Source organism: Prevotella sp. P6B4, assembly GCF_000619985.1.
Taxonomy (GTDB): domain Bacteria; phylum Bacteroidota; class Bacteroidia; order Bacteroidales; family Bacteroidaceae; genus Prevotella.
The window spans coordinates 49385-59393 of the sequence record NZ_JHVE01000021.1; the positions used below are offsets into that span (position 1 = coordinate 49385).

At 49.6% G+C, this 10009-nt stretch carries 8 protein-coding genes and 1 pseudogene; 4 read left to right on the forward strand and 5 right to left on the reverse strand.

Features of this window, described 5'->3' with window-relative positions; all coding sequences use genetic code 11:
• Positions 1 to 1131: a DUF418 domain-containing protein gene (locus T491_RS0112775; RefSeq protein ID WP_028904236.1), complete on the reverse strand. Its 1131-nt coding sequence runs from the start codon at positions 1129 to 1131 to the stop codon at positions 1 to 3.
• Between the two features lie 208 nt (positions 1132 to 1339).
• Here T491_RS0112775 and T491_RS0112780 point away from each other — a divergent pair, with 208 nt between their 5' ends.
• Positions 1340 to 2245 (forward strand): putative 2-dehydropantoate 2-reductase, encoded by a 906-nt coding sequence (locus T491_RS0112780; protein WP_028904237.1) that lies wholly within the window; start codon positions 1340 to 1342, stop codon positions 2243 to 2245.
• Positions 2246 to 2279: 34 nt separating this feature from the next.
• The gene (locus T491_RS17215; RefSeq protein WP_081773386.1) at positions 2280 to 4349 is read left to right on the forward strand and encodes a PP2C family protein-serine/threonine phosphatase; all 2070 of its coding nucleotides are present in this window, start codon (positions 2280 to 2282) and stop codon (positions 4347 to 4349) included.
• 68 nt (positions 4350 to 4417) lie between these two features.
• Here the strand turns inward: T491_RS17215 and T491_RS0112790 are convergent, their stop codons facing one another.
• The gene (locus tag T491_RS0112790) at positions 4418 to 4618 is read right to left on the reverse strand and encodes a heavy-metal-associated domain-containing protein (protein WP_028904239.1); all 201 of its coding nucleotides are present in this window, start codon (positions 4616 to 4618) and stop codon (positions 4418 to 4420) included.
• 164 nt (positions 4619 to 4782) lie between these two features.
• Here T491_RS0112790 and T491_RS16575 point away from each other — a divergent pair, with 164 nt between their 5' ends.
• Positions 4783 to 6639 carry a hypothetical protein gene (locus T491_RS16575; protein ID WP_231480253.1) on the forward strand — a complete coding sequence of 619 codons (1857 nt, stop codon included), beginning with the start codon at positions 4783 to 4785 and terminating at the stop codon, positions 6637 to 6639.
• A gap of 12 nt (positions 6640 to 6651) precedes the next feature.
• Here the strand turns inward: T491_RS16575 and T491_RS0112800 are convergent, their stop codons facing one another.
• The 3 genes from T491_RS0112800 to T491_RS0112805 all read right to left on the reverse strand — a co-directional run bounded on the left by T491_RS0112800 (position 6652) and on the right by T491_RS0112805 (position 9297).
• The gene (locus tag T491_RS0112800) at positions 6652 to 8304 is read right to left on the reverse strand and encodes a glycoside hydrolase family 43 protein (RefSeq protein ID WP_028904240.1); all 1653 of its coding nucleotides are present in this window, start codon (positions 8302 to 8304) and stop codon (positions 6652 to 6654) included.
• A gap of 268 nt (positions 8305 to 8572) precedes the next feature.
• Positions 8573 to 8674, reverse strand: coding sequence for a smalltalk protein (locus tag T491_RS17720; RefSeq protein ID WP_155950080.1), 102 nt, complete (start codon positions 8672 to 8674; stop codon positions 8573 to 8575).
• A 50-nt stretch (positions 8675 to 8724) separates the two neighbouring features.
• Complete coding sequence (locus T491_RS0112805) at positions 8725 to 9297, reverse strand: DNA-binding protein (RefSeq protein WP_028904241.1); 573 nt, start codon at positions 9295 to 9297, stop codon at positions 8725 to 8727.
• A 481-nt stretch (positions 9298 to 9778) separates the two neighbouring features.
• Between T491_RS0112805 and T491_RS0112815 the strand changes: the two are divergent.
• Positions 9779 to 10009: pseudogene (locus T491_RS0112815) on the forward strand (hypothetical protein); the annotation flags it as partial.

Below are 10009 nucleotides of genomic sequence, written 5' to 3' on the forward strand. Positions count from 1 at the left end.
TTATTTTTTATTTATCCAGGTTAGTTCTCGCCAGAGTCCCTCTAACGGTCCGCGTGGATGATTGCTGAACCAATAACGGGCAAAGAGGTATTGTACGATGACCATTCCGCATCCCACCATGACGGCGTAGGTGACGCCCAGCAGATGATAGCAGGCCAGTCCATAGCCGCAGAAAATGGCGCAGCCGATGATGGACTGAAGCAGATAGTTAGTCAGACTCATACGACCGAAGATGCAGAGATGGTGGAGCACTCGGCGCACACCCTCGAAGGCATACCAGGCAGAGACAGTTGCCGACACAATCAGCAATAGGATGATGAGGTTGCAGATGGGTTTCAGCCATGATTCCAGTTCGCCGAAATCTGGATTAATCAGTGCACCAAGGCCGAGGACCGATGTGACGAGAAGGCTATGCCATATCTGTAAGTGGCGCCCCTCGTTGTAGAACATTCGCTGGCGACCTAACTGCATGCCGAGGATAAACAGGCAGAGCAACTGCGTCAGTCGTCCGCTGAAGATGTTGAATCGGAAGTTTACCTCAAAGCCATATCGTAGGTTGGTGATGGCGTTTTCCAGGAAAGTGCCATGCTCGTGTGTGCTATTGATTTTGCTATACAGTTCCCACATGGTGCTGTGGTCGATGGTGGTACCAGTCAGCAGACAGAACAGTTCTACGGGTTGGATGGCTAATAGGATAATTATGGTCCACACCCATTTCGACGGCAGATAACTAATAGGGATGAGTAGCAGACCATAGCACGCATAAAGCATCAATATGTCGCCATCGTAGAAGGCCACGTTGACGATACCGAACATAAACAACAGACACATGCGCCAGGCAAAGCGGGCAGAGAAGTTCTTGCCCTTCTGCTGCTGGTTATCGTTCATGATGAAGAAACTCAGTCCGAACAGCATGGCAAAGATGCCATACATTTTACCCGATAGCAGCCAGGCCAGCACATTGGCCACTCCTTGGTCGCTCGGCAACGTATGCACGATAGGCTCTTGGGTGAAGATGTTAAAGTGCTCAACAGAGTGATACAGGATGATGCCAGCCACAGCGATGCCTCTCAGTGCATCGGCCACATCAATACGCGTGTTCGCGAGATTGCGGGTTTTGTAGAATTCCATTTCTATCTAAGATTTTGTTATTTAGTTCGTAATCGTCATTTTTTGTTTGACGCTGCAAAAATACAGATTGTTGCGGAATCTACCAACTATTTGGGATAATTTGTTCATTTTTGTGACGAATGGTTTGGTTATTTGAAGGAAAAATGCTACTTTTGCGCAGAATCATGCTACAATCAGGCATGTAGTGACAATCAAAACAGAGTAAAAAATGAGATACGGAATCATCGGCACAGGTGCCATTGGTGGATATTATGGAGCTAAATTGGCTCATGCAGGACAGGAAGTACATTTCCTGCTGCACAGCGACTATGAGTATGTGAAACAACACGGCCTGCAGGTTGACTCCTGCGACGGCTCGTTCCATCTGGCAGATGTCAATGTCTATCGGCATTCGGAAGACATGCCGTCGTGCGACGTGGTGCTTGTGGGGTTGAAGTCTGTCAATAATGACAAACTGCAGTCGTTGCTGCCACCATTACTCCATGCCCACACGCTGGTGGTGCTTATTCAGAACGGTATGGGGGTTGAGGAGGATGTACAGAGAATGTTTCCCGATGTGCAACTGGCTGCCGGACTGGCCTTTATCTGTTCTGCCAAGACGGAGCCGGGACTTGTCAGTCACCAGTGTTATGGCAGCATCAACCTGGCCAACTATTCCTGCAAGGACGAAGCGCTGATGCAGTCAGTGGTCAACGAGTTCCGCCAGGCTGGCATCGAGACAGGATTGGTGGAATATCATGAGGCACGATGGAAGAAGGCCGTATGGAACATGCCATTCAATGGCATGACCGTGGCACTGCACACGCAGACTGACCAGTTGCTGAAGCATAAATCGACCCGCCAGTTGATTCGCGAACAGATGATGGAGGTAGTCAGTGCAGCCCGGCACTTGGGGGTGAAGAATCTGGATGCCGCGTTTGTAGATAAGATGATAGAGACTACTGATGCGATGACACCCTATTCGCCATCTATGCGATTGGACTACGACTTCCACCGTCCCATGGAGATATACTATCTCTACACGCGTCCCTTGGAGATAGCCCGCGAGGCAGGCTGTCCTATGCCGAAACTGGAGATGCTGGAGGCAGAGCTTCGGTTTCTGGAATCCAAGTGATATCTGAGAACATTATTATAAAAAAACTCAGCCTATGGCAAAGCTAATCCTTCTTATTGTGCTTCTGATGTCTGGCTTGTCCCCGACGTGGGTACAGCCGGCTGCTGCCGATGATATCGTACAACTGCAGAAACAGATGTACCAGCTCTACAATAAAAACGACGAGACGGCTTTCATTGATATTACCAACCAGCTGAAGGAAGCGGCCCAGAAGGCTGGCGACGAGCGTACCTACTATAAGGCCTGGGCCAATCAGGCACTTTATTTTGCCAATCACCAACAGCGCAACAAGGGGCAGCTCATTGCCAAGGATATGCAGCAGTATGCCCTGAACCACGACCACAAGTATGGCATCTATACGGGTACCCATGTGATGGGCACCATACAGAGCATGATGGGTGACTATCAGGAGGGTATCCAGAACTTCAAGAAAGCCATCAGCTATCTGCACGAGAACTTCCCCAACGAGAGTGCGGCAGCCTCGTGGATAGAACTGGCCAGAATCAGCCTGACCAACAGAAAAATCTATCAGGCTATCCTCGATGCCGAACAAGCCCTGAAGGAACCTCATATCAGCGCCATGCACAGGCTGAACGCATGGTCGGTCATCTGTCTGAGTAAGGTCGACACTGCTTTTTATCACGTCAAGGATGCGGCTGAATATCAGAAGGAGTTCGACTACGTATGGGGTGAACGCGAGAAAGCCAAGAAGGCATACGGGCACGATGACAGTAGCGGTGCCGTGATTGCTGTGTGGCGAAAAATCAACGACCATCAGTACGACGAAGCCATCGCTCTCTGCGATAAACTGAGGTCGCCGCTCTTTAGGAATGACCTGCTCAGCCTCATACATAAGCGCAAGGGCGATTACCGGAATGCTTACTTCACGCAACAGAGATACTGGGAGATGCGCGACTCTATCAATAGCAAGCGTAACAACCACCTGCTGATGGAGATGACTGCCGCTATGGATCTGGGACGCGTGGAACTCGAAGCCAAGGAGTTGAAGCTGCGCAACCAACAAATGCGACTCGACATGGCGGCCGACGAGCTTGCACACAAGCAACTGGAGGAAGAGGCACTGATGCTCACACTTAAGAACCGTGAAGCCGAACTGGCCAACGCTAACATGCAGCTGGAGAACGACAGCCTTGAAGCCCACAACAAGAATCTGCAACTGAGCGAATACCAGTCGAAGATCGATGCCCAAGAGCAGAAGGAGCATGCCCATCATATTCTGATAGCTGCTGCAGGTGCCTTAGCGCTGCTTGTCATCTGCTTCCTTAGCTTCTACCTATACCGCCGTCAACTGTCAGCACGCCGACTGAAACATGCCTACCACCAGCTGGCGGTTGCCTACGACCAGCTTGAGGAGACTACAACTGCTAAGGAGCGTATTGAGAGTGAACTGCGCATTGCCCGCGATATTCAGATGTCGATGGTGCCACAGGCTTTCCCAGAGCGCAGCGATCTCGATCTCTATGGACTGATGTCGCCTGCGAAGGAAGTGGGTGGCGACCTCTTCGACTTCGAAATCATCGACAATCAGCTCTACTTTTGTCTGGGCGATGTCAGCGGCAAGGGTGTTCCTGCCTCGCTGTTCATGGCACAGGCCATCCGCCTTTTCCGCGCTATGGCCAAGCAGCGGCGTAAACCCTGCGATATTGCCAACCGCCTGAACAATGAGCTGTCGGAGAACAACGATAACGGCATGTTCGTCACCATGTTTATAGGCGAAGCCGACCTCACCACCGGCCATCTATACTACTGTAATGCCGGACATAATCCACCACTGCTCGATGGCGAGTTTATCGAAGTAGAATCGAATGCCCCAATCGGGTTGTGGCCTGAACTTGAATTTGAGGGTGAGGAGCTTGACAGTATCAGCGGCAAGCTGCTCTTTATCTATACCGATGGTCTGAACGAGGCAGAGAACCAAGCACAGGAGCAGTATGGCGAGGATCAATTACAACAGATGCTTCAACAAATGAAATCCAATACAGCCAAGCAGGTGATCGACGCGTTCTGCCAGTCGGTGGAAGCTCATCGCAATGGTGCCGCGCCTAATGACGACCTGACCATGCTCGCTATCAGGTGCCATTAGTTATTAAGGATTATACGATGCTCAAGAGCTCAATTTCAAAGATAAGTGTCGAGCCGCCAGGTATTGTTTCAGGCCTTTCCTTTGAACGTATATCCGATACCCTCGACAGCTTTACGGATAGACTCTTCTGTGGCAGGGCCTTTGATGGTGAGGGTGCTGGCAGAGGCACTGGCCTTTGCTTTCTCTACGCCTGGCACTTCCTCGACGGCACGGACTACAGCAGCCTCGCAATGGCTGCAATGCATGTCCTCGACACGATAGACGGTCACGTCGGGCTCTAAAGGCTTTTGGGCTCTATAATCTACTTCTTATTTCGTTTGATGGTGCAAACGTGGCGGATAGTATTTTGCTGAATAATTCGCCCGCTTCGCAGAATAATTTTGGCCGAAATCTGCATTATTACTACCTTCGCAGCAAAATTTTAAATAGCAAGATGAAAAAAGTGATGATTTTAATGCTGAGCTTGATGATGTTATCTGGCTCAGCAATGGCACAAATGACGGAGCAACGAGAGCTATCATTGAGACCCAAGAGGGTCAGAATGACGCAGGAGCAGATGACAGAGAAAATGATCAGTGAGCTGAAACTCGACGAGAAACAGGCCAAGAAGGTGACGAAGTTGAACAAGAAGTTTAAGACACTTATCGAAGGAGAGCAACAGGATAACATGAAAGGGCAACGTCCTCCTATGGGACAAGGCAGACCTGACGGAAACCGTGGAGGTGGCAGACCCAGCGGAGGATTCGGCGGTGGTATGCCAGGTGGTGGTATGGGAGGACCTGGTGGCGCTGGTGGTTTCGGCGGCGGCATGCAAGGCGGACCTCGTGGAGGAATGCCTCCTGGTGGCAGCGATTCACAGCAAGCCAGCTATGACTACGACAAACAGCAAACGAAATACGATAACCAGATGCGTAAAATGCTCTCTGACGAACAGTACGAGGGCTATCTGAAATTGAAGCCTCAGTTCTACTCCCAGCGCAGGGTTCGTGAGTTCCTGATGGGTGGCAATAATATGAACGGTGAGATGGGTATGCCTCCCGGTGGATTTGGCGGTGGCCCCGGCTCTCGGCAAAAGGACATTAAATACACGGGAGCGACGAGCCTGACAGCTGCAACGATAGAGACTGGCAAAACCTATGAGAGCAGTAAGACCGACGAGTGTGCGCTGCTGATTTCAACCAAGGAGGCGCTGACTATTTCACAACCCAACATCAACAAGACCGGCGACTCTGATGGCGGTGACAACTGTAGCTTCTACGGCGTGAATGCCGCGCTGCTGGTAAAAGGCGGCAGTACCACGACTATCAAGGGCGGCACTATATCCAGTAGCGCAATGGGGGCCAATGGTGTGTTCTCCTACGGCGGTAACGGCGGCAGAAACGGTGCTGAAGGTGACGGAACAACGGTTATCATCGAGGACACCAAGATTACTACCACTGGCAATGGCTCTGGTGGTATCATGACCACTGGCGGTGGTGTGACGAAGGCCAAGAACCTGACGGTGAATACCAGTGGTCGCTCGTCGGCTCCGATACGTAGTGATCGCGGTGGTGGCATCGTGACCGTCGAGGGCGGCTGCTATACCAGCAGTGGCCAGGGGTCACCCGTCATCTATTCTACGGCTGATATCACCGTGAGCAATGCCGTGCTCACATCGACGATGTCTGAGGGCGCAGTCATCGAAGGCAAGAACAGTATTACGCTGAACAACTGCCAGATGACCGTCAGCAACACGCGACGTAACAGTCATGCCCAGTTCTTCGACGGCATCATGCTGTTCCAGTCGTTTTCGGGTGACGCTGCTACAGGAAACTCGCATTTCACTATGAATGGCGGTACATTGAAGAATCAACAGGGCCACCTCTTTCATGTCACCAATACCAACGCCATCATCACCCTCAACGGCGTTAAGCTAGTGAATGAAGACCCCGCTATGGTACTTCTTTCCGTATGTGCCGACGGGTGGCAGGGAGCTGGCAACAAGGCTACGCTCAATGCCGTCAGCCAGCAGTTAGATGGCAATATCCTTGTAGGTAGCGACTCCGAACTGACACTGACGCTCACCGACGGTTCCTCCTTTACTGGCAGCATCGGTGGTAATATCACCAATGCCGCAGGTAACATCGTTTCGACTGAGACGGGCAAGGTGGATGTTACGCTGGACGAAGGCTGCACTTGGAATCTCACAGCAGACACCTATATCACATCATTTACAGGCGATGCCTCGCACATCAAGTCCAATGGCCACTGCCTATATGTGAATGGTAAGGAGTTGAAGACTAAGGAGTAAAAAGTATTTTCTTTACTCTGTTATATATTCAAACCAATCAAAATCTGCATATCCATCATCACCCTGGGCAAACAAGCCAAGCATCACGCCTGTGAACCCACCTATCACCTCGGTGGATAGGTAGCGGTAGTCCATCTTGCTAAGTGTGATGAATGATTTGCCATCGGCAGAAATTTGCATATAGTAATAGTCCTTGTCGGAACTGATGCGTATGTAAGCCTGAGAATTTTTCAGTTCAACGGGTTGGCCGTCATGGCTGAGTGCTCCCACACGGATATTTGACTTAGCCAAAAGCATTCCGTCCTTTCGTTCTATTATCACATCATAATGGTTCAGGGGTGCTGCATAGGCCGTGATTCCTGCCTGAGAGCCTTCTGCCAGATGGGATGCGTCAATGAGTGCGGTGGCGTTGAAACGTAGTTCAGTCTGACGTCTTGCCACGAAAGTGGGCGACGTGGCTGCATCGAGAGGCGTAGAAGTGGGACGCAGACGCAACCAGCCCTCCCGCTCAGTAAGAGAGTAGCGGGAATAATCGGGATTACCGATACTCATCCATCCCCAAGGCAATCCAATATTGCTGTAGCTGTCGGCTGGTACATCGCGCTTGACGAATTTGAACTCTTCGCGAACAGGGTCAAGGGGCATTGGAACTAGAGGTAAGGTCTGACATTTCATATTGATGGCCAAAGTGCCGTCACCATTGACCACAGGCCAAGCATTCTTGTCCCAACGTACAGGTACAAGCATCGTCTCGCGCCCCATCACATGCAGGAGGTAACCGCTTGTGCGATAACCCAGGCAAATTATCCACCATGAGGAGTCGGGTGCTTGTATGAGGTCAGCATGTCCGAGCCCTTGAATATTGCTGTTCTGCATCTTCATGCTGAAATGCGTGAGAATGGGGTTGGCAGGATTCGATTCATACGGCCCGAACAGAGAACGGCTTCGCAAGATGTTGACGTGGTGACCATGTTCCGTACCCCCTTCGGCAAGCATCATGTAATAATAGCCGTCTTTCTTGTATATGTGTGGACCTTCAGGATAACGTCCGCCGAGTCCCGTTCCCAAGTGATGAACATCGCCTATACGCCGACCAGTATGAATGTCAATCTCGCAGATGTTGATTTCACCCGGCTTGATTCCTGGGCGTGTTTCGTCTGCTGCTGCTTTCCATAAGAAATAGCACTTTCCTTCGTCCCAAAAGAGGGTGGGGTCGCAACTGCCGATGGCAAAGTCAATGAATATGGGGTCGGACCATTCTTTAGATGGGTCGTCTGTCCAGACGTAGAAATGGCGACGTGATGGGAAAATGGTGGTCACCATGTAATAGCGCCCCTCATGATAGCGGATGGTTGGAGCATAGATGCCTGCATTAGTCCAACCCAGTTCCGGCTGGTTTTGTGTGTAAAGCCCCGAGAGGTCAAGCTGCGACTTGCGCGAGAGGCAATTACCTACCTGTTCCCAATGTATCAAGTCTTTGCTGTGAAACACAGGTACTCCTGGAAAATACTGGAACGTGCTGTTGACAAGGTAGAAGTCCTTTCCGTTTGTACACACACTTGGGTCGGCATGAAAGCCGGGAAGCACAGGGTTGCGATAGCCTTGGGCCAGGATGTTCAAAGAAGCTATAACAGCGATAGAGATTGTGAATAACAGTCGCTTCATATTTGTTTATTCTTTACCGTGATAGGATGGATGTTCATTATCAGGATTAATAACTAACTTCTACTGCAAAGATATACTATTTCTTTGATAGAACCAAATGTTTGGTTAAAAAATATGCATTATTCTATATTTTTACTTTAGTTATAAGTTGAAATGGCTTTGAGATAAGGTTATAATTGCCTTTTGAAAAAAGGAAACCAACATTTCTGCTGGTTCCCTCCTGAGTCGATAGGTTTTTCTACTATTACTACTTTGTGTCGAGCTGTTTCTAATACCCCATGCACGAGGTAGCTCCCAGTGCAGTAACGATCGCAGTTGCAATCGATGCAATCAGCTGCACGATAAACTTAATGCTTTCTTTCTTACTCATAACTTTGAACTTTGAACTTTCCTTAAAGTGGGGGGCTTTCGCCCCAACCACTAATCTTCGGTACTTCCGTCGGGGTTAGGCTCACCGCCACCACCGCCGTTTCCGCCTGTGTTGCCACCCTGGCCTCCGCCATTCTGTGAACCGCCATTTTGGTTCTCACCACCCGAGGTATTCTCCGGATCCTCAACCTCGCCGCTGGTGCTGGTCACGCGCTTCACCTCCTTGCCATCGCGGTCGTAGCAGGTAATCTGTACGGCGGTCTTGGCCAACTCCTCCTTCAGCTCGCTGGTAGGCGTGAAGATGATACGACGGCTTGTAATCAGACCGGCCTTCACCTCGTCTACCTTCTCAACACTCTTGGCACGCAGGCCAAAGCGCATGGTTCCCAATCCTGGCAGCGCTACACTGTGTCCCTCAGTGGCCCATGCCTTGATTACCTCGCCGGCTGCATCCCAGCAGGCCTGCATCACTCCACGGCTTACTCCCGAACGGAGGGCAGCCTCCTTGATTACCTTGTCCTGAGCCAGAGCGGTATAGAGCTCAGGCATCATCACATAGCGGTAGGTGTCCGCATACTTACCAATGTTCTGGTACTGTTCTTTTGCTTTTACTTTTAATGGCATAATGTTTTGATTTTAATGGTTTGTAATATGTTTTTAATCTCTCTGACTTTGAGCTTTGGCGACGTCTTTCCTCTGCTCTCTGCCGTCAATTTCAGATGGTCATCTGTCCCCATTCACTTAAGTTTTTTATCTCTCCCGTGGTGGAGTAAAATTTCTCTCGTGGGAGCACAAATTTTCATCCTCATTGACGTTGCAAAGGTACAAAATAAAATATTACCCACCAAACGTTTTTTGGACCTTGTTTTGTTTGTAAAGAAATGTTCCACTCTAATCGTCTGTTTTGCCCGAACAACCGAACACCAGAACATTTTGTAAAAATCAAGTGATGTGTTTGCTTGCTTTAATCTATATTATTATATTAATATATTATAATATATTAATATAATAATATAGATATATAACTATGTAAACTGTCAATTTTGACGTATTGTGCATGAAATGGGAAAATGATACCTTTGGGCTCGTTTTAAGAATGAGACAAATGGTATACAGTAGTAAAGATTTTGAGAGCCTTTGGTTTTTGTACCAGGCTGAGGGCCTCCCGAAGAATATCTCGATAGAGGAATTCTGCACAAAGCACGGGGTTGATTTCCCAACTTTCGACAAATGGTACAGGAAGACGCATAAGAAGGTTTATCCGATAGCAGTGACTGGGATGCCCGCTGAAGAAGAGGCTGAGATTCAGTCAGAAGCAGCAAAGGTGAGTGAGGAG

Bases quoted from the DNA above. Each gene is read 5' to 3' on its own strand.
- T491_RS17720 (WP_155950080.1), bottom strand. From the start codon at position 8,674: ATGAGTAAGAAAGAAAGCATTAAGTTTATCGTGCAGCTGATTGCATCG.
- T491_RS0112805 (WP_028904241.1), bottom strand. From the start codon at position 9,297: ATGCCATTAAAAGTAAAAGCAAAAGAACAGTACCAGAACATTGGTAAG.
- T491_RS17215 (WP_081773386.1), top strand. From the start codon at position 2,280: ATGGCAAAGCTAATCCTTCTTATTGTGCTTCTGATGTCTGGCTTGTCC.
- T491_RS0112775 (WP_028904236.1), bottom strand. From the start codon at position 1,131: ATGGAATTCTACAAAACCCGCAATCTCGCGAACACGCGTATTGATGTG.
- T491_RS16575 (WP_231480253.1), top strand. From the start codon at position 4,783: ATGAAAAAAGTGATGATTTTAATGCTGAGCTTGATGATGTTATCTGGC.
- T491_RS0112780 (WP_028904237.1), top strand. From the start codon at position 1,340: ATGAGATACGGAATCATCGGCACAGGTGCCATTGGTGGATATTATGGA.
- T491_RS0112800 (WP_028904240.1), bottom strand. From the start codon at position 8,304: ATGAAGCGACTGTTATTCACAATCTCTATCGCTGTTATAGCTTCTTTG.